The organism is Paenibacillus sp. IHBB 3054, assembly GCF_051594305.1.
Classification (GTDB): domain Bacteria; phylum Bacillota; class Bacilli; order Paenibacillales; family Paenibacillaceae; genus Paenibacillus_AQ.
In genome coordinates this window covers 40,736-60,673 of the sequence record NZ_JBOFBG010000005.1, presented here as the reverse complement: position 1 = coordinate 60,673, position 19,938 = coordinate 40,736, and the positions used below count along the sequence as shown (strand labels likewise).

Here is a 19,938-nt window from a genome sequence, read left to right as displayed (position 1 = left end):
AGCCAAGCCTGCTTTTGTGTTAGCCTGCCAGATTACAATGCTATGAATTAGCCCTGTTTAGGCGGCTGAAATGAGCTTTTGAGGGATACCACAAGATTGAACACGAGATGTCCCGGCGCGGAGTATTTGCTGTCCACGTTAAAATAGCCATGGCGGAAGAATTGGAACTTGTCCTGCGGCACGCTGTCCTTCAGACCCGGTTCTACAAAGCCCTGCAAAATCTCAATGGATTGCGGGTTCAGCTGATCGAGGAAACTCGGCTCCGGTTTGTCGGCCACAGGCTCCATTCCTTCGATCTCAGCCTCCGCATCCGCTTCTTCAGCGGAAATCAGCGGCTCATAGAGGCGGAATTCAGCCGGTACTGCCTGGCTGGCATCCACCCAGTGCAGTGTTCCCTTGACCTTGCGGCCGGTAAATCCGCTGCCGCTCTTCGTCTCGGGATCATACGTGCAGTGCAGCTCCACAACCTCGCCGTTCTCATCCTTGATGAACTCGTTGCACTTAATGAAATAGGCGTTCTTCAAGCGCACTTCGTTGCCGGGAAAGAGACGGAAATATTTGTTCGGGGGAATCTCCATGAAGTCATCGCGCTCAATGTAGATTTCACGGGAAAACGGAATCTGCCGGTTGCCCATTTCCGGATTCTCCACGTTGTTCTCAATCTCGAAGTATTCGGTCTGACCTTCCGGATAGTTGGTAATGACCACTTTCAGCGGCCGCAGCACGGCCATCGTCCGGGGAACGGTCAGCTTCAGGTCTTCACGGATGAAATGCTCCAGCATTTGCAGGTCCACGAGACCCTGGCTTTTGGAAATGCCTGTTTCGTGCACAAAGCTGCGGATGGCTTCCGGAGTGTACCCGCGGCGGCGCAGCCCGGAAATTGTCGGCATACGGGGATCATCCCAGCCGTCCACATGGCCTTCGTCCACCAGCAGTTTCAGCTTGCGCTTGCTCGTTACCGTCTGGGCCAGGTTCAGCCGGCCGAATTCATACTGATGCGGCACAGCCGGCATCTCGCATTCTGCTACCACCCAATCATAGAACGGGCGCTGATCTTCAAATTCCAGTGAGCAGAGGGAGTGGGTTACACTCTCAATAGCATCTTCCAGCGGATGTGCAAAGGTATACATCGGATAGATGCACCATGCATCGCCGGTATTATGATGATGCGAGTGGGAAATACGGTAAATGACCGGATCGCGCAGGTTGATGTTCGGCGAGGACATGTCAATTTTGGCACGGAGCACCTTTTCGCCGTCCTTGAATTCCCCTGCCCGCATACGGCGGAACAGATCCAGGTTCTCTTCGATTCCGCGTTCACGGTGAGGGCTGTTCTGCCCCGGCTGGGTCAGCGTACCGCGCAGCTGGCGGATTTCGTCAGCGCTGAGGTCATCGACATAGGCTTTGCCTTTTTGGATAAGCAGTTCTGCCCGCTCGTACATTTCTCCGAAATAATCGGAGGCAAAACGCAGTTCATCCCATTCATAGCCTAGCCACTTTACATCCTCTTGAATGGAATTCACATATTCTGTATCCTCTTTAAGCGGATTGGTGTCATCAAATCTCAGATTCGTCTTTCCGCCGAATTCATCAGCCAGCGTAAAGTTAATCCAGATCGCCTTGGCATGTCCGATATGTAAGTAACCGTTCGGCTCCGGCGGAAAACGGGTGACGATCTCCTTAACCTTCCCCGAGCTCAGATCTTCAGTAATGACATTCTTAATAAAATTGGAGGGTGTTCCACGGTTCTCCACAGCTATCAACCTCTCGTTCTGTATTGTTCTACTTCCTTGTATGAACATGTTTCCTACTAATATACCCGTTAACCGTAGAATGTTCAATAAAATGGGTGACTCACTCAGCCTTGCCGGACGCTTTGACTTCTCTCCCGGCGATAGAGTAGCATGGAAATTATAAGGCATGATTAACGAATAACTTAACAATGGGGGACTCCTTCTTATGAAACCGATGAAACTGCCTAAAGAGCAGCGCGACATTATTACAGAGAACATCCGCACTTACTTCGAAGCCGAACGCGGGGAGACCATCGGCCATCTCGCAGCCGACAATTTGTTGGATTTCTTCCTCAAGGAGCTGGGACCGGCCCTATACAATGGAGCGCTGAGCGATTGCCGCGCCCTTGTAGGACAGCGGATGCAGTCGCTGGAAGAAGATATTTACGCTCTGGAATGGAAGAAGCGTTAATCAGAACATCCGGCCCTAGTGGCACAGAGGGAGGCAGCCGCTTGTTTAATTATGTCATTGATGAAGAGCTTGTCCTGAAACTGTTGATGCCGGAGCAGGCCCGCCAGATGTTCGCGCTGGTAGAGCGCTCGCGGAGCAGGCTCAGGCAGTGGCTGCCTTGGGTTGACGGAGTCACCGAGCAGGACCACATCGCCACATTTATCAAAAATGCCGTCAAGCAGGGCAGCGACAACGGCGGCTTCACCGCCGGACTGTGGGTCCGGGGAGAACTGGCCGGCATTATCGGCTATCATGAGATAGATTGGCAGAGCCGCTCCGTCGGAATCGGCTATTGGCTTGGCGAAGGATATGAAGGCAAAGGCTACATGACCAGCGCCTGCCGGGTTTTCGTAGATTATGCGCTGCTGGAAATGGAGCTGAACCGCATTGAAATCCGCTGCGCCACGGGCAACAAGCCCAGCCGGGCGATTCCCGAGCGGCTGGGTTTCGTATTCGAAGGGGTTCTGCGCCAGGCGGAGAAGCTGCCTACGGGCTATGTGAACCATGCGGTATACGGCCTGCTGCGCAGTGAATGGAAGCTGCTGAGCTAAACAGAGGGACATATACAAACCGGCAGGATGTAACGGAATTTTAGATCTTTTATAACAAACCAAGCCCCCCGTAACAGGCGTCCGGGGGGACTTGGCATACCATCAAATTCACCGTTATGGATATCAGCAGTCGTTAGCTCTCCGCAGCCTCAAGCCAGCTCCGGAACTTCATCCGGGTTCCCGACGCCAGGCTGTCCAGTTCCGATAGCTCAGCCAGACCGTTCTTGTCCTTTCGGCCATGTTCCATCAGGTAGAGCACCCGCTTTACAGGGTAGCCTCCCGCACCGGATTCCTTCTTGACGATTCGATCACCAGCTGTAATCTGACCTTCACGCAGTACACGGAAATAAAATCCGCTGTATCCGGTAGCCAGCACTTTGGCCGGCATATCAGCCGGGCCATGCTTCTGCGAGAGCTTAAAGCAAGGAAACCGCGGCTGGCTGACCTGCAGCAGAGTCGAACCGATCTCATACACATCACCGATGCAGACCTCGGTCTCCAGTAGCCCGCTGACTGTGATATTCTCGCCGAAGGCGGAGAACTCCAGTTTCTTGCCGAGCTGCTCCTCCCAAAAGGCATAATGCTCAATCGGATACACACAGACTGCTTTGTCCGGCCCCCCATGGTTCACCAGGTCCGCTTGCCCGTCACCGGCGAATCCCTCAAGATGAAGCTGTACCGGTCCAGCCGCCGGCATTTTATAAATCCCCGTTTCCAGCGGCTTACCTCGGTAATCTACCGTTACAGGTTTGCCTACATTAAGCGAAATGACTTCCATTTCCCTTCCCTCCAGTCAGCATGCAGCTCATAAATACCTCATCTACATAATGTCCGCCAAGATAAAACTCTTCCCTGAGCCGGCCCTCTTCCTCAAATCCGCATTTCCGGTAGAACGAGAGCGCAGGAGTGTTGCTGGACAGCACCCGCAAGCGGAGTTTGCGTATCCCGTTCTCTCCGGCATGCTGCTTGATCGCCTCGATCAGCTGTCCGCCGATGCCAAGCCGCTGGAACTTCGGATGGACAGCGATGTTCACCTCGCACACATGGCGGTTGCTCTCCATCCCGCTGGGACAGCCGAAACCGACATACCCGCATAGTTCTCCTTCCTGCAAAGCTACAAGCTGGGAACCGGGAGGGGTATGGAGCAGATAATCCTCACGGGAACACCACATTAATGGACCCGGTGTGGTCTCCTCCGTCCAAATCATGTTATCGAGAATAATCAGCTCACGGGTATCCTTGAACTCCGAGGGACGAATCGTGAGCGAGCCTCTAATAATTTGTTGCATAGCTCTTTGCACTCCTTGACTTACCTTTAAGTGATTCTTCTACAGACCATTATACCCCATTTTGTTCCAGTGCACGGCCAGAACGGTTGATGAAGGCATGGACCGCGAAGAATCCCACCGCCAGCAACGCCATCCCGCAAGCCAGCCAGCCTGTCGGCGCAAGGCCTCCCCGGTCATACAGGCTGCCCATCATATAGGGGCCGAGAACTCTGCCGACCGCGCCGATCCCACCGCTAAGCCCGAGATAGAAGGGCGCACTGCGGTCCGCATGATCGGAAATAAATGAAGGCATCGCCGGAGAAATAAGCATCTCCCCCAGCGTGGTCAGCAACATCGCCAGCACCAGGCCGGGATAGCTTGGCATCAACAAGATCACTGCATATCCACTCAGGTAAAAAACAGCGCTTGCCGTCATCTGCGCCGTCGAGGTCTCCGCGAACCAGCGTTTGATCAAGCTTACCAGCGGCTGCGCGGCAAAGATCAGAATCCCGTTGAGCGTCCAAAGAAGGCTGTAGGTGCTCTTAGCCCAGCCTTCCGAAATAATAAACGGAGAAACTCCCGTATTCCAGATCGAGTTGCCGATCAATAAAAACATCGAACCTAAGGCCATATACAGATAGATTCGGGTGTGGCCTATAAGCTTCCAGTTCGACAGCTCTCCGGGGCCGTTTCTCCTATGCGGCTCGGCATGGGACGGCTCTGTGCCAACCTTCCGTAAATACACAAAGAAAAATGCGGCAAACACGGCTGAGGTCAGCCCATTAAGCACAAAGCTCAGCAGATAGGAAATATCTGCCAGAAAACCGGCCAGCATCGTGCCCAGCGCTACCCCAATATTATTGGCGACATAAATTACATTAAAAAGCTCTCCGCGCTGTTCTGCGAAGCGGAAACCTATAAAGGCCTGAATGGCCGGCAATGACAACGAATTGAACAGGCCCACCAGCCCCATCACCAGCATGAACATGTTCCAGTTCACGCTTGCCGCCGGCAAGGTGAACAAGGCCAGGGCATTCATGGCCAACGCACCGACGATCAGGCGTTTGACACCAACTTTATGATAGAGTGATCCACCCAGCAGTTGTCCGAATATGCCTCCGAGGGATTGAATAACAATAACGAGTGCGGCATCTGTCATACTGCGGCCCAGTTCATCAAATACATACATCGTGACAAGCGGCCACATCAGCGCGCTGCCTGTTGCGTTAATAAGACTGGCAATCAGAAATACTTTGACTTCCTTTGGATAAGCTTGTAAAAACCTCATGACTTGTCTTTCAACCCCTGTAATATATGTGTCATTAATTCCATCCAGTATCATCCCAAAACAGGGCGAAGAGCAAGCATTCACATTGACGCATTATCGCGTCACTCAAACATAATATCCCTTCATTATTCTTGACCAAAGCCTATCCAGGCCCCGCAGTGAAAAGCCTGTTCATTGAGATCTTTATATTTTATAACTGCTGCCACCCTGCGTAAAGAAAATTGCTGAACAGAGACTGATTCGTTCTTGGTTTGCCCGGGTAATAGAGCATATGAAACACTCCCTATTAATTCGCCGTGAGCCCGATTTCGTTCCCCCGAGTCGGATATGCAAGGCGAATTTTGTGTTGTGCGGCCCCTATTTCACCTCACAAAAAAACACCCCGAGAACATTCCCTCTTGAGCTGTTAGCTTGAAGAGAGAAGGTTACAAGGAGTGTCTATTGCCGTTTAACACGGCATTTAATTAGTAAGGATTAAGCGTGTTTCTTCACTCCGACAGAGGATACACCCTCTACGGATTGAACAGCCGACGGCCCTTTGCGAAGGTAAGCCATATAATAGGCTGCGGCTACGAAGATGGCTCCGCCCGTAAGGTTGCCCAGCCATACCGGGGCAAAGTTCCCGAAATATTGTGCCCAGGTAAAGTGCCCCTCAAATATAGCAGCAGGGATAAGAAACATGTTGGCTACAACGTGCTGGAATCCGATGGCCACAAATGCCATGGTCGGGAACCAGATACCGAGGATTTTGCCGCTGAAATTATCCGCCCCGTAAGAAAGCCACACGGCCAGAGCCACCAGCCAGTTACAGCCGATCCCGGAGACAAAGGCCTGCAGGAAGGTTGCGTCAATCTTATGTTCAGCCATATCGACCAGTTTATCGAGATACACTCCGTCTGCGGTGAGGCCGACAACGTGGCCGAAGAAATAAGCAACGAACAACGCGCCTGCCAGGTTGCTGAGCGTGATCAGCACAAGGTTCTTGATGACTTCCCAGAAGGAAATCTTCTTCGCCATAAATGCTAGCGGCACGGCCATCATATTGCCTGTCAGCAGTTCCCCGCCGGCCAGCAGCACCAGGATCAGTCCTACCGGGAACACCGATGCCCCGATAAAGTTTGCGATGGAGCCCCATTCCGCCGGAGCACCGGCAATGACACGAATATCCAGTAAAAATCCGAGCGCAATAAACGCTCCCCCCAGAAAACCGAGAATAAGTACGGTGGCAAGCGGGTTGTGAGCCTTCTTGATTCCGTTCTCTACCGTTACCTCGGCAATCTGCTGCGGTTTGTTATAAGCCATGATTCCTATCCCCTTTTAATACTTAAAATTTGTTCCTTTATGCCATTGTAGCGTGATCGCAATCACATTTACGTGATAAAAGTCACGTCTAGGAAAACTAAGTGAAAGTTTTCACTGACATGTCAAATTTACCTTATCTACACAATTCAGATTAACTTAATCACAAAAACATTTCTCACCATACATCCCATATCACGCTAAATATTCGGGCCGATTGTACCGATAGTGGAGTAAAAGAGGTGGTGATCGTGTTCCCGTAAACACAGGAAAAAGTACATACATATTGATAGACAACCTGAGGCGTGTCAGCCTGGCACTGCTATGTCTGATCCTAATCGGAACTGCTGCTGTCACTCCAGCTGCAAGGGCCAATAGCGCTCCATTTGTGGATACTGAGCGCAGCTATGCCCATCAAGAAATTGCACAGCTGTTCTCCAGAGGGATCGTTCAAGGCTATGGCAACGCAACGTTCAGACCCTATCAACCGATTACTATTGCAGAGATGGGTACCATGATGTCAAGGGCATTATCCATTCCCATTCCTAGTTTGGACTATCCGCTAACAACGGAAGCGGCACCGAATTGGGCCATCCCCTCCCTACGCTCGCTTTTGTCTGCAGGCATTATACAAGACCAGACAATAGCATGGAGAGGTGAATTAACACGAGAGAGCTTGGCAGTATGGTATATCCGGGCCTTTGGAGTGTATGACCAGGTCCAAAAACAAGGGGATACGGCTGCGTTTAAGGATAGTCATAATATCTCCGAAAAAGCCCGGACAAGCGTCTGGGCAGCCCAGCAGCTCGGTCTGTTCCAAGGAGATGAATATCAGCGGTTTAACCCAAAGCAATCCGTTGACCGTCAAAGCGCAGCTATGGTAACTGCTCGTGCATGCCTTCTGCTTGAGGATGCCAAGCGTATACAAGATCTGCTTGAGCCTGGAAGTGACTTGCCTGATTATCCTGAAGTCCCCAAAGGCGCACCTTCAGAAGATAGCGAGCTCGCTTATCCAAACGCTTCTTCTACAGATCTCGTAACACCGGATCCAACAACGGGGCCATCCGCTTCACCGGGCCCAACACCGTTTCCACCTGCTTCACCGGATCCAACACCGGTACCATCGGCTTCACCGGTTCCAACACTGGTGCCATCGGCTTCACCGGTTCCAACACCGGGTCCATCGGCTTCACCGAATCCAACACCGGTGCCATCAGCTTCACCGGCTCCAACACCGGTGCCATCAGCTTCACAGGTTCCAACACCGGTGCCATCGGCTTCACCGAATCCAACACCGGTGCCATCCGCTTCACCGAATCCAACACCGGTGCCATCCGCTTCACCGGATCCAACACCAGTTCCATCCGCTTCACCGGATCCAACACCAGTTCCACCAAAGGTTCCATCGGTTTTACCGGTTCCACCAAAGGTTCCATCGGTTTCACCGAATCCAACACCGGTGCCATCGGCTTCACCGGTTCCAACACCGGTGCCATCGGCTTCACCGGTTCCAACAACGGTGCCATCGGCTTCACCGAATCCAACACCGGTGCCATCCGCTTCACCGAATCCAACACCGGTGCCATCCGCTTCACCGGATCCAACACCAGTTCCATCCGCTTCACCGGATCCAACACCAGTTCCACCAAAGGTTCCATCGGTTTTACCGGTTCCACCAAAGGTTCCATCGGTTTCACCGAATCCAACACCGGTGCCATCGGCTTCACCGGTTCCAACAACGGTGCCATCGGCTTCACCGGCTCCAACAACGGTGCCATCGGCTTCACCGGCTCCAACAACGGTGCCATCGGCTTCACCGGCTCCAACAACGGTGCCATCGGCTTCACCGAATCCAACACCGGTGCCATCGGCTTCACCGAATCCAACACCGGTGCCATCCGCTTCACCGATTCCAACACTGGTGCCATCGGCTTCACCGGCTCCAACACCGGTGCCATCCGCTTCGCCGGATCCAACACCGGTGCCATCCGCTTCACCGGATCCAACGCCGGTTCCGCCAGTATATGAGGCAGTGGATTCTGTACAGGTAACCACCGATACAATTGACGCTTCGTTTAGTGTATCTATGGAAGATTGGAAGCTGGCTTATGTGACCTTGGATGTATACGGAAGCGAAATCATGCCGGAGCATTTGCCGCCAGACCTCAAAGTGCTGGTTACTGATGATTACTCTGTACTGGCAGAGGATGGGACGGTAGCAAACTTTTATAACATCCCGAAGCCTGGAACTATGATCCATGGTCGAATCCTGCTCAGTTCCGAGGTCGCCGACTTTAGCATCATCAGCAACTTCGAGCTTGAGGTACTATCGCCTCAATACAATTCAACAGCTTATTTCACTGTATCCTTGTTGCTGGAAGATACAGGAGCAAATGCTACAACAGTTGCCGAAATGCAAACCATGCGGAATACACTGGCAACTATTGATCCCGATTTGCGGGTAACCTGGGCCATGGACAGCCGATTTGTGTTCGATGATGCACAGCGCCCTCAATTGCAACAGGTGCTTAACTACGTGGATCTATACGGAGATGAGGTAGGGATCGCATCCGGCTATCCGAATGATAATTTCAACCTGGCCCAATGGATTGTAGAGATGAACTCGTGGCTGTACATGTACAGATATAATGCGCTCAATTCCCTGCACCAGGGGGGCACCAACGGAGATATCTCCGTATGGGAGAGTATTCCTGACAAGTATCGTCCCAAGTCACTGTCCACCTATGCCATCAATCCCCAACAGGCTGCCTGGTTAAAAGACAACTTCCGGATCGATGCGTTTATGGGCTGGGCTGCAACACAGTATAATGTAGGCCAATTGTCTGCTGAAGGATCACCGCTGATGCCATACTGGGCACATATCGCTAATCCGATGCTGCCCGCACAGGATGCTGCTACTAACAGTAACAATGTATTTATGAATGCCCTAAGCATTGATCCCATCGGCTCCCGCTATATTACAGGGGCATCCAGATGGACACTGCATCCGGCGGATCCGTTTGTAAGCGATACGAAGGCAGAACCTCAGCTACATCTGGCCTCTCAGTATCTCAACAATCCTTTTCAGAACAGAAATACGGTCAATTACCTCTCACTGGTGATTGGTACCAATTGGGTGATGAGGTCACCCAACCTATTCGCAACCTGGCAGGACTTCATCAGCAGGTTCCCGAAAGATGCCAGAGTTGAAATATTGGGTGTTCATGGATTGGCAGAGATCTACAAAACAAAAACAGCCCACAGCAATGAACATTCAGAATTCACCCTGATGTTCCGGGGGGCTGGATACACCACGGTCAGTGGAGAGAATTCTCCGGGGGATTTAAGGTATCTGTGGACAGAAACTGCAACAGAGCGTATTGTCCTTGCCAAAAGAGATGGAGACCCCCTCTGGAGCATCATTGACTTCACCGATTACTCCAGATCGCCTGTTACCAAGCTTCCATATACGTCCAATGGAGCGGCGGACGATATAAGCTACATCACAGGGAGAAACTACAAGCTGACTCCCGCAGCTCCGTTAACCTCAACAGAAATCGAACGTATCCGTGCCCGGCTGGATGTCATTGATTTCCATGAGGATATCGACTACCAATGACCAATAAACCATGCTAAAAAAAATACGCCCTGCCAACCTTTTCGAAGGATTGGACAGGGCGTATTTTCTTATCTGTTATACCGTCACTGTTTCTTTATGTGTCACACTCTTTGGCAATGCCTGAAGGCCAGCAGTGTTCAGGAAGTTCCACGGCTTGTTGTAATGCGGCTGGAAGAAGAAATCAATGAAGGCCAGCTGATCCACCGTCATTTTGTTCTGGATGCAGACAGATACGGTATTGATCGACTGTGTCAGATCCATCTTGGACATAATCTGCGCTCCGAGAACCCGGCGGGTGGCGCGGTCAAATACTACTTTTAACTGAACCTGCTCAAAGGTCGGCATAAACTCCGGACGGTAGTTGTCGATCAGCAGCACGCTCTCGATATCCATGCCTTCGGCTTTGGCTGCGTCTTCCGTCAGTCCGGTTCCGGCGATGTTATCCTCATAAATCTTAATCCCTGATGTTCCTTGCGTACCCATGTATGGGATCGTATTCGCCACCAGGTTGCGCGCTACCAGTGTTCCCATACGTACGGCATTCGTAGCCAGCGGAATATAGGCATGTTTGCCGGTTGGGTTATAATGAATCGCACAGCTGTCGCCGGCGGCATAGACATCCGGGAGGCTGGTCTGCATATAATCATTGACGATAATCGCCCCGTTAGGCAGCATATCCACTTGCCCTTTCAGCAGCTCTGTATTCGGACGGAAACCGATGCAGAGGATAACCAGATCGGTCTCATGCTCCCCTTTGCTTGTGGTCACCTTGGTCACTTTACCGTTCTCTCCCGCAAACGAGCTGACCTTCTCACCGAGCGCCAGCTTGATGCCGTGATCCTCCAGTGTCTGCTGGATCGGTGTAGTGAATTCTTCATCCAGATATTTGCTCAGGATCCGGTCCTCGCCATCGATCAGCGTAACCTGTTTGCCGTTCATTTGAAAAGCCTCCACCAGCTCGACACCGATATAACCGGCTCCGACAACGGTGATTCTGTCCACCTGCTGCGCTTTTTCGATAATGGTGTTGGAGTGATTGTAGTTCTTCGAGAGCAGGATGCCATCCAGCTCCATGCCTTCCAGCTTTGGCACAATCGGCCACGAGCCGGTAGTCATAATGAGTTTGTCGTACGTATCTTCAAATTCCTGGCCGTTTGCCAGATTACGGGCTTTTAAGGTTTTGCGGGCTGTATCCACATTGATCACTTCATGGCGCATCTTTGTATTGACACCCAGTTCAGCGAGCTTCTCAGGCGAAGAATAAAACAGGCCTTGCGGATCTTTAACCACTCCGCCGACATATAGAGCAATGCCGCACGACAGGAAGGAAATATTATCATTGCGTTCGTACACCGTAATCTCGGCATCCGGGTAAAGCTGGGCGGTATTAACAATTGCGGCGGTTCCGGCATGGGTACATCCAATGACTGCTACTTTCATGATTTCTTCCTCCTCCAAATTGGCAAGCATATTTTTGTCTGTTTGTTTGTGATATATTTCACTTTATATACTGATTATATTGTGATTAATATCACATTGCAAGCCCTTTGGTACATCTTCTCATATTGTTCACATTTGGAATGTATGACCTATATAGATTGAACTTAAGGTTTTTAGAGTACAGGATCAGTCGCAACTACGGAGAATATTTGGACTTCCGGCCACTGTTGTCTTCAGATTTCTTGATTTTAACCGCCCTTAGCGGTAGAAATCGAAAGACAAAGGCGGACGCTACCGCTCCTCCAGTTCCAAAATCCCCCTCCGTTCCTCCTTTTCCTTATCTCAAGTTTTTAAGTTCAATTTATATACGCCTTTTTTTGGCGCTCTGCGGCTTCCTTTAGCTTTTCCCCCGCGGCAAGACATTATGTCTTAGAAACGCAGGAAGCAGCAGCCAGTCTAGGATCACAGCAGCAGCGCAGCAGGATAATATCAATGCAGGAAACCGGTCACGCAAAAACCCCGGAGCCCGCGCAAATTACGCAGCGGGTCCGGGGTTTCGGCCATACTAAAAGATATAGAGACTACTCCAAGCCGTGAATTACACCGTCTTCGTCAACGGAAAGCCCTTCGGCGGCCGGCTTGGCCGGGAGCCCCGGCATGGTCACAATATTGCCGGTAATCACAACAGCGAAGCCTGCGCCCAGCGACAATGTAATATCACGCACACCCATCGTGAAGCCTTCCGGCGCACCCAGCAGTCTTGGCTGATCTGAGAAGGAATACGGTGTTTTGGCCATGCACACCTGAAGCTGCTGCAAGCCTAGCCGTTCGATGATGGCCAAACTGCGTTTGGCCGCAGGGGAGAACGCGACTTCCGCACCACGGTAAATTTCGGTGACGATTTTATTGATTTTGGACGGAATATCCAAATTCTCTTCATACAGTGGGGCATATCTCCCTGCATCTTCACGATCCAGCAGTTTCTTCAGCTCCGCTGCCAGCTCGAGTCCACCGGCACTGCCTTCTGCCCATACCTTGGAAACGGCCGCAGGCACGCCAAGGCGGCTGCAGGCGTTCAGCACCTCTTCAATCTCCGATGGCGCATCACCTTCAAAGTGGTTGAGCGCAACAAGCACAGGTACGCCGAATTTGCCCAAATTCTCAATATGGCGTTCCATATTGGACAGCCCCGAGAGCAGTGCCGCCCGGTTGCCTACATACAGCTCTTCTTTGCGGACACCGCCGTTATATTTCAGTGATTTCACCGTCACGACCAGCACAGCCGCAGAAGGAGCAAGCCCGGCCTGACGGCATTTGATATCCATAAACTTCTCCGCGCCGAGATCAGCGCCAAACCCCGCTTCGGTTACAACCACGTCACCCAGCTTCAGCGCATAACGGGTCCCGATGACACTGCTGCAGCCATGGGCAATATTCGCAAAAGGTCCACCGTGCACAATGACCGGCGTCCCCTCCAATGTCTGCACAAGGTTGGGCTTCACAGCTTCCTTAAGCAGCGCGGTCATCGCTTCCACCGCCCCGAGATCTTTGGCCGTTACCGGCTGCCCCAACTGGTCATAGCCGACCAGCATACGGCCTAAACGCAGCTTAAGGTCAGCAAGGTTATCGCAGAGGCACAGCACAGCCATAATCTCCGATGCTGTTGTGATCTGGAAGCCGCTCTCCCTAACCGTTCCATTGCCGTCGCCCAGCCCCGTCACAATGCTGCGCAGACTGCGGTCATTCATATCCATGACCCGCTTCCAGACGATGCGCTGCGGATCGAGGCCCAGCACATTCCCTTGGAAGATATGATTGTCGATCATCGCAGACAGCAGATTATGCGCTGAAGTGACTGCATGAATATCTCCTGTAAAGTGCAGATTAATCTCATCAGCCGGAACGATCTGTGCCTTGCCTCCGCCGGTTGCCCCGCCTTTCATGCCAAGGCATGGCCCCAGCGAAGGCTCACGCAGTGCCGCTACTGTCTTCACCCCCGCTGCATTCAGCGCCTGGGACAGTCCAATGGTTGTTAAAGTCTTGCCTTCACCTGCCGGTGTAGGATTAACCGCAGTAACCAGAACCAGCTTGCCATCGGGCTTGTGCTTCAGCTCATCCCATAGCGTTGGCGCCAGCTTGCTTTTATATTTGCCGTACAGCTCCAGATGCTCTTGACTAATCCCTGCTGCCGATGCTACCTCTGTTATTAACCTCATGCCCTTATAAAACCCTCCTGCCGTTATTATCCTGCTTCGTACTGCGCATTATGCGCTTAATGTGTTTTATGTATGGTCAACGATGATGTTGCTCTCTTCAAAGGATACAGCGTCTCTGAAAAGCGTCAAGGATTATTTTCATAGTATATTTCACAGCGCAAGCCGTGGCAAAGGATTCAGTGCCTGCTTTCACCGGAGATCAGCTAGGGCTAATCAAATAAAAGCCCTCCCAAAATGCGGTTTGCACCGGGTTTCGGGAGGACACTGAATTTGCACTAAGCCGGACTTGGCCCGGGTTTGCAAATGCTGTTTACAGCAAAGATTCTATGAGTCCCTTCATCGTTTCAGGGGATTCTTTCGGCTCCACGCGGGCCACAACCTTGCCGCTGCGGTCAACCAGGAACTTGGTGAAGTTCCACTGGATGTCACTGCTATCAGCTGTACCCGGCTGCTGGCCCTTCAGATATTGAAAGAGCAGGCTTGCATCCGGTCCATTGACATCCACTTTGGCGAAGACCGGAAATTTGACGCCATAATTAATCTGGCAGAACTCCTCCGCTTCTTCACTCGTTCCCGGCTCCTGGCCGGCAAATTGGTTGCAGGGAAAACCCAGCACGACAAAACCTTGGCCGCCATATTGCTCATAAAGATTCTGTAGATCTCCGTATTGCGGGGTAAGTCCGCATTTGCTGGCCGTGTTCGCGATCAGCAGCACTTTGCCTTCATAATCCTTAAGCGGCACTTCTTTACCGGAAGGCGTTACTCCGGCAAAACTGTAAATAGACATCCTGCATCCCTTCCTTTCGGGTGTATGTTAATAAATGACCGGTATTGCAGCGAAATGCCCAGACTGGGACTTTGCATTTCATTTCCCATCTTACCTTATCGGAAACGGAAAACAAAACTCAGCAGATTATTATCCAGCGTCTGAGCCCCGCGGGGACAGCCCGCAAGCCTCAGCGATAAGCCGGAGGGATTTCAGCCGGTCCTCAAAGCTATGCATAAAACTTGCAAACATAATCTCTTCACATCGATATTGTTCGGCAAGAGCCTGGAACTGGCGCCGGATATCCTCCGGCGCCCCCACAACCATCCGCCTGCGGTTCTCCTCAATACGAAACCGGTCATACGGAGCATAATTATAGCGCAGCGCGGTTTCGACGGAAGGCGTGCCTGTGGAGACATGTCCTTTCTCCAGCAGTACAAGCGAAAGATCCATGCTGGTTGCCAGCCGGTCTGCCTCGTCAGCGGTTTCGGCACACACAGCAAATACGGAAACCAGCGCCCTCGGCTTCGCGGCAGCGGGAGACGGCCTGAAGCTCTGCCGGTAGGCACTTACCGCTTCAGAGCCTCCGTTGCCGTTAATAAATTGGGCGAAGGCGAAGCCGGTCCCAAGCTTCGAGGAGAGTTCAGCACTGTCTCTGCTTGAGCCGAGCAGCCAGATCTCCGGCGCTGTACGGACTGCCGGAGTGGCCTGCAGTCCGGCAAAACGGTGCCCGGAATCCACTGTGCCGTGCAAATAGGCAATGAGATCCTTAACCTGCTCCTCATAACGGCTTATGTCGTCCATCCGGTTCTCTTGCAGGGCGCGCACAGCCAAAGCCGCACCTCCCGCTGCCTTGCCCAGCCCAAGGTCAATCCGTCCGGGATACAGCCCTTCCAGCACGCGGAAATTCTCAGCCACCTTAAAGGCGCTGTAATGCGGGAGCAGAACGGCACCGGAGCCGATCCTAATGGAAGAGGTCACAGCAGCCAGATGGGCCATGAGTACTTCCGGGCTGGATCCGGCCAGTCCGGGAGCCGCATGATGCTCCGATACCCAGAAACGGTGATACCCCAGCTTCTCCGCCTCCCGGGCGAGCATGGACGTTTGGGCCAAGGCCTCGGCGGGGGAGCTGCCCTCGGAGACCGGAGACTGATCCAATATGCTTAATTTCATATTCCAAGCCACTCCAATGATAAGATTTGAGATATCCGGATACTTCCTCCATTATATCCTGAACGTTCCCTATGTACCTATTCCCCAGCAGCAAAAGCCCTGCTCCTGCGAACCGGAGAAGGACTGTACCTCGCTATATACCAGCGCATGCACCGGTAGAGCTACATACCCGCTTAACCAGCCTGTGGCAAGCTTTGAATTACTCCTGAACCAGCTTGACTAGCATGTGCGCCAGACGATGCCGCTCTTCCTTGCTGCCAACCTTCCACAGCTCCAGCAGCAGTTTCTCCTCGCTGTTGCGGGGCTCTTCATAAGCCGCCAGATAATCAGCGATTTTCTCAGCTGCTATCGCCAGCTGCTCATCGCTGAGCCCGATTTTTTGGGCAAGATGAATCCGCTTACTTAAATAGCTCTTAAACTCCTGAAAATTGTTCAGAATAACCTCTTTCTGCTCAGGTTCAATCCGGTCCAGGGCGTCATTGACACGGTTCATGGTTACACTTCCATCCTTGCTTACCACATGGTTATGTTCGGACACGTGATGCGCCTCCTTATGAAAACTAGTTAGTTTCCCACTACTTAACCATCGGCCGCATAGCTGAACCATGCATAGCGGGATGCAGACGTTACGCATTGGCCAATCAAAAAAGCGGCCCCGTTATTCCGGGACCGCTGATGGAGCTGTTGCTAAACGTATGGTGAGCCTGCTTTTTAATACAATGGCTTGCAGCCGGTTAATTCGATACGGGAACAACATCAAAGTACTCTTCCAGCGTAATGCCTTTCTCTGCGATGGAGACGGCGATCTCCTTGCCTACATAGCGGACATGCCAAGGCTCATACTTATAACCGGTAATCGACTGCTTACCTTCCGGATAACGGATAATGAAGCCGTACTCCGCAGCATGACTAGCGAGCCAATCAGCTTCAGGCGTACCCGCAAAGCAGCTCTCGGCGGCGCATTTGCCGTCACTGCCGGAAATGTCAATCGCCAGGCCCGTCTGATGCTCACTATGGCCGGGAACTGCGCTGTAGGTGCGGGCTTTCTCTTCCCCGTCTCTGTCTACATAGTTGTTGAATAGCCTTGTCTGGGTTTTCTCGGAACGGTAGGCCGAAACACCGGCCAGCTGTATGCCGTCCTTCTTCGCCCCTGCGAACATTTCCTCAAGCGCACCAGCTGCAGTGCGGCGCATCATCCGCTTCTCAATCTTCTCCGAGAAGAGGAACCGCACATTCGGATATACCAGATCCGAAGGCTTATACTTATCCGGCAGCTTGTACTGCTTGTTGACCATGACTGACATGCTTTCGGGCTCTGCGGCAGTCAGTTCGGCTGCATTATTGCCTGAGTCCGGCGTGCCCGGCTTATTTGTAACAACAGAAGTTGGATTGGTAGCCGCATTCTCACTATCGTTCTCTTCCGGATCAGCCGTAGACCCTTCGGCTCCCGTGTTGTTTCCAGAAGCCTCCTGGTCCTGCTCGTCCGGGCTTACACTGGCAACTGGTGCAGGTTCTGCACTTGCATCCGGCTGACCCTGAAGGGTACTGCCGTCGCTTACTACCGTTCCTTCTTCCTCTGAAGCGGATGGAGCCGACGTATATTTTCCGATTCCCCAACCGATCGCAATCACGACAACGAACAAAATAACTATTTTGACGGTCTTGGACATATGATGTATGTTTCCTCCTATACTTGTTGGCATCCTGCTTCGGATCCGTCTGTACGAAACCAACAGTTGCCTCATTCTCTGCACTCCTGCAGCTGGTGCTCTATTTATCTATTAGACAGGCTAAACGGTAAAAAGGTTTCAGTCGTATAAAACAAATGTTACCACAGGTCGTTGGCGGATACGCCAACTGCCCTATGGTAACAAGTTTCAACTATAAATGTCGAGCGCCTTTACCTGGATGAGCCGCGTCCGCCGCGCGAACCGCCGCCGGAGCTCTTGCCACGACCGCCGCGTGATGCACCGCCGCCGCCGCTGTTCCGTCCGCCGGAGCTGTACCCGCCTTTGCCGCCCTTGGAGCCGCCGCGCGCACCTTTGGGAGCTGCCGCATTGTAGCCGCCTGCTTCATCGCTGCGGGCTACATTTGCTCTGTGTTTAGGGCTGGCTTGCGCACCGCCCGGATTATAGCCGCTTCCGGAGCCTGCGCCTTTGGAAGCGCCATAGCTGAAGCCACCAGCTTCCATTCCTCTGGTGACGTTGGAGCTATAGCCGCTGCTCGGGCCGCCTTTGGATGGGGCGGCCGTTCTGCTGCCGCCACGTCCGCCGGCGGCATTGCCGCCTGCCCCGTAAGCTGCAGCCGGGCTGGCGCTTCTAGGGTCAAAGGCGCCGTAGCCGCCGCCCGGTCTTGGCTTCGCCGCGCTCTTGCCGGCGGAATCGCCGCCTCTGGGCGCTGCCGCCTCATAGGCGCTGCGCTTGCCTCCAGCCGCTGCACTGCGGCTGGTCTTCTCGGCAGGCGCGCCCCAGCTGCCTGCTTCCTTGTTGCCGCCACGGCCGCGGCCGCCCGGCCGTGCTCCGGCTTCGGCGCGTGGTGCTCCGCCGCTGCGCCCTTGTTCGCGCCCGCCGCGGCCGGCACGCGCCGCTTCAGGCGCTGCGTTCTGGCGTCCGCCGCGCGGGGAGCCGCCGCCTTGCACGGAGGTGAATTCGCCTACGCCGAATTCATCCTTCTCGTAGCGGCGGCGGTCCAGCCGCTGGGAAATGCCGTGCTCGATCAGCTCGAGCCCGGCGCGTTCGCGCGGCGAGGAGAAAGTGATCGCGAGGCCTTTGCCTCCGGCGCGTCCGGTCCGGCCGATCCGGTGAATGTAGCTGTCCGCATCCAGCGGCAGGTCGTAGTTGAAGACATGGGTAATCCCTTCAACGTCCAGACCGCGCGCGGCAACATCCGTAGCTACCAGCAGCTGCAGCTTCGCATCGCGGAACCGCTTCATCACTGCTTCGCGCTTGCCCTGGGACAAATCGCCGTGCAGCTCGTCGCAGTCATAACCTGCTGCCTGCAGCGCTTCGTTCAGCTTCGATACCCGCCGTTTGGTCCGGCAGAAGATAATCGCCAAATACGGGCGGTCGCGTTCGATCAGCGCCTGCAGCGCTTCTTCTTTGTTGCGGTCGGAGCACTCTACGACCTGCTGGCGGATATTGTCCAGCGGAATCGGCGAGCCGCTCTTGATCACGATGTCCAGCGGTTCCTTCATGTAGTTGGCAGCGAGACGTTTAATGGGGTCAGGCATTGTGGCGGAGAAGAGCATCGTTTGACGGCGGTAAGGAACAGCCGTAATAATCGTCTCCACATCCTCCAGGAAGCCCATATGCAGCATCTGGTCCGCTTCATCCAGGACGAGCATCTTCACGCCCCCAAGATCCAGCGTTTCCCGCCGCAGGTGGTCAAGCAGTCTGCCCGGGGTTCCGATAATGAGATGTCTTCCGCCCTCCAGCTTGCGAAGTTGCTTCTCTACATCCTGACCTCCGTAGACAGCCAGAATCTTCACACCCGTATGTCGTGCCAGCTTGCGTGCCTCTTCCGTAATTTGCAGGGCCAGCTCACGCGTCGGCGCGAGGACCAGCGCCTGCGGATAAGCCGCCTCCACCCGGATTTTGTCCATAATCGGCAGCAGGAAAGCGAGCGTCTTCCCCGTTCCCGTCTTCGCTCTGGCGATAACATCCAGGCCCTGCACCACCGGCGGAATGGCTTCCTCCTGCACCGGCGTTGGTTTTACAATGCCTTGTCCTTTGAGCAGATCATTCAATAATTCAGAAACTCCTAATTCCTTAAAACCCGGCAATTTCTCCACCTCACTAATTCTCTAATTTGCTTTACTGTGCAGCATAACTTATAGTCATCCATTTTCGGGAGTAATGTACGCATCCATACGGCCTCCGCCGGAGTGGCGGCACAAGCTTATTTCAGGCGAAAACGGCATATTTTCAAACAAAAGCGGAAGAACCCCGTCACCGGAGTCCTTCCGTCCCACTTGCCGATTCTGGCCCTGCAGACGTGCGGTCCAAGTCGGTTTCAGGGGCAGCAGCGATCCACCGGACATTCAGACGGCACTCCATTTGCGTTCCATTACATACT

At 53.2% G+C, this 19,938-nt stretch carries 17 protein-coding genes and 1 pseudogene; 4 read left to right on the top strand and 14 right to left on the bottom strand.

Annotated features, from left to right (window positions below; genetic code table 11):
• Positions 1–47: 47 nt before the first annotated feature.
• Positions 48–1,754, bottom strand: a complete 1,707-nt coding sequence (locus ACQ76X_RS08310) for a glutamine--tRNA ligase/YqeY domain fusion protein (protein WP_038597513.1) — start codon at positions 1,752–1,754, stop codon at positions 48–50.
• Positions 1,755–1,959: 205 nt separating this feature from the next.
• Between ACQ76X_RS08310 and ACQ76X_RS08305 the strand changes: the two genes are divergently transcribed.
• The gene (locus ACQ76X_RS08305) at positions 1,960–2,205 is read left to right on the top strand and encodes a DUF2164 domain-containing protein (RefSeq protein WP_038597516.1); all 246 of its coding nucleotides are present in this window, start codon (positions 1,960–1,962) and stop codon (positions 2,203–2,205) included.
• 41 nt (positions 2,206–2,246) lie between these two features.
• Positions 2,247–2,795, top strand: coding sequence for a GNAT family N-acetyltransferase (locus ACQ76X_RS08300; protein WP_438492924.1), 549 nt, complete (start codon positions 2,247–2,249; stop codon positions 2,793–2,795).
• 133 nt (positions 2,796–2,928) lie between these two features.
• Here the strand turns inward: ACQ76X_RS08300 and ACQ76X_RS08295 are convergent, their stop codons facing one another.
• The 4 genes from ACQ76X_RS08295 to ACQ76X_RS08280 all read right to left on the bottom strand — a co-directional run bounded on the left by ACQ76X_RS08295 (position 2,929) and on the right by ACQ76X_RS08280 (position 6,653).
• On the bottom strand, positions 2,929–3,573 hold the full coding sequence (locus tag ACQ76X_RS08295; protein ID WP_438492922.1) for an MOSC domain-containing protein: 645 nt from the start codon (positions 3,571–3,573) through the stop codon (positions 2,929–2,931).
• Entirely contained in the window at positions 3,554–4,084 is a 531-nt protein-coding gene (locus ACQ76X_RS08290) for a GNAT family N-acetyltransferase (RefSeq protein ID WP_341096890.1), read from the bottom strand. Before ACQ76X_RS08290 ends, ACQ76X_RS08295 begins: the two co-directional genes overlap by 20 nt.
• A 49-nt stretch (positions 4,085–4,133) precedes the next feature.
• Entirely contained in the window at positions 4,134–5,351 is a 1,218-nt protein-coding gene (locus tag ACQ76X_RS08285; protein ID WP_438492920.1) for an MFS transporter, read from the bottom strand.
• A gap of 474 nt (positions 5,352–5,825) precedes the next feature.
• On the bottom strand, positions 5,826–6,653 hold the full coding sequence (locus ACQ76X_RS08280; protein ID WP_438492918.1) for a formate/nitrite transporter family protein: 828 nt from the start codon (positions 6,651–6,653) through the stop codon (positions 5,826–5,828).
• A 385-nt stretch (positions 6,654–7,038) separates the two neighbouring features.
• Here ACQ76X_RS08280 and ACQ76X_RS08275 point away from each other — a divergent pair.
• A pseudogene (locus ACQ76X_RS08275) lies at positions 7,039–7,515 on the top strand (S-layer homology domain-containing protein); the annotation flags it as partial.
• 143 nt (positions 7,516–7,658) lie between these two features.
• Here ACQ76X_RS08275 and ACQ76X_RS08270 read toward each other — a convergent pair.
• Positions 7,659–8,705 (bottom strand): hypothetical protein, encoded by a 1,047-nt coding sequence (locus ACQ76X_RS08270; protein WP_438493188.1) that lies wholly within the window; start codon positions 8,703–8,705, stop codon positions 7,659–7,661.
• On the opposite strand from ACQ76X_RS08270, the gene ACQ76X_RS08265 reads away from it, so the two are divergent.
• Positions 8,683–10,269 carry a hypothetical protein gene (locus tag ACQ76X_RS08265; protein ID WP_438493186.1) on the top strand — a complete coding sequence of 529 codons (1,587 nt, stop codon included), beginning with the start codon at positions 8,683–8,685 and terminating at the stop codon, positions 10,267–10,269. The genes ACQ76X_RS08270 and ACQ76X_RS08265 overlap by 23 nt on opposite strands.
• Positions 10,270–10,344: 75 nt before the next feature.
• Here the strand turns inward: ACQ76X_RS08265 and ACQ76X_RS08260 are convergent, their stop codons facing one another.
• The 8 genes from ACQ76X_RS08260 to ACQ76X_RS08225 form a co-directional block, all read right to left on the bottom strand.
• Entirely contained in the window at positions 10,345–11,709 is a 1,365-nt protein-coding gene (locus ACQ76X_RS08260; protein WP_438492916.1) for an FAD-dependent oxidoreductase, read from the bottom strand.
• 581 nt (positions 11,710–12,290) lie between these two features.
• Positions 12,291–13,925 (bottom strand): formate--tetrahydrofolate ligase, encoded by a 1,635-nt coding sequence (locus tag ACQ76X_RS08255; protein WP_438492914.1) that lies wholly within the window; start codon positions 13,923–13,925, stop codon positions 12,291–12,293.
• Between the two features lie 310 nt (positions 13,926–14,235).
• Positions 14,236–14,712 carry a glutathione peroxidase gene (locus tag ACQ76X_RS08250; RefSeq protein ID WP_438492913.1) on the bottom strand — a complete coding sequence of 159 codons (477 nt, stop codon included), beginning with the start codon at positions 14,710–14,712 and terminating at the stop codon, positions 14,236–14,238.
• Positions 14,713–14,841: 129 nt separating this feature from the next.
• Positions 14,842–15,864 (bottom strand): LLM class flavin-dependent oxidoreductase, encoded by a 1,023-nt coding sequence (locus ACQ76X_RS08245; RefSeq protein ID WP_438492911.1) that lies wholly within the window; start codon positions 15,862–15,864, stop codon positions 14,842–14,844.
• A 199-nt stretch (positions 15,865–16,063) separates the two neighbouring features.
• Positions 16,064–16,402, bottom strand: coding sequence for a DUF3243 domain-containing protein (locus ACQ76X_RS08240; RefSeq protein WP_438492909.1), 339 nt, complete (start codon positions 16,400–16,402; stop codon positions 16,064–16,066).
• Positions 16,403–16,598: 196 nt separating this feature from the next.
• Positions 16,599–17,534, bottom strand: coding sequence for a D-alanyl-D-alanine carboxypeptidase family protein (locus ACQ76X_RS08235; protein ID WP_438492908.1), 936 nt, complete (start codon positions 17,532–17,534; stop codon positions 16,599–16,601).
• Positions 17,535–17,764: 230 nt separating this feature from the next.
• A complete protein-coding gene (locus ACQ76X_RS08230) occupies positions 17,765–19,645 on the bottom strand; it encodes a DEAD/DEAH box helicase (RefSeq protein WP_438493159.1) in 1,881 nt (626 codons plus the stop codon).
• A gap of 54 nt (positions 19,646–19,699) precedes the next feature.
• Positions 19,700–19,903 carry a hypothetical protein gene (locus ACQ76X_RS08225; protein WP_038597555.1) on the bottom strand — a complete coding sequence of 68 codons (204 nt, stop codon included), beginning with the start codon at positions 19,901–19,903 and terminating at the stop codon, positions 19,700–19,702.
• Positions 19,904–19,938: the final 35 nt, after the last annotated feature.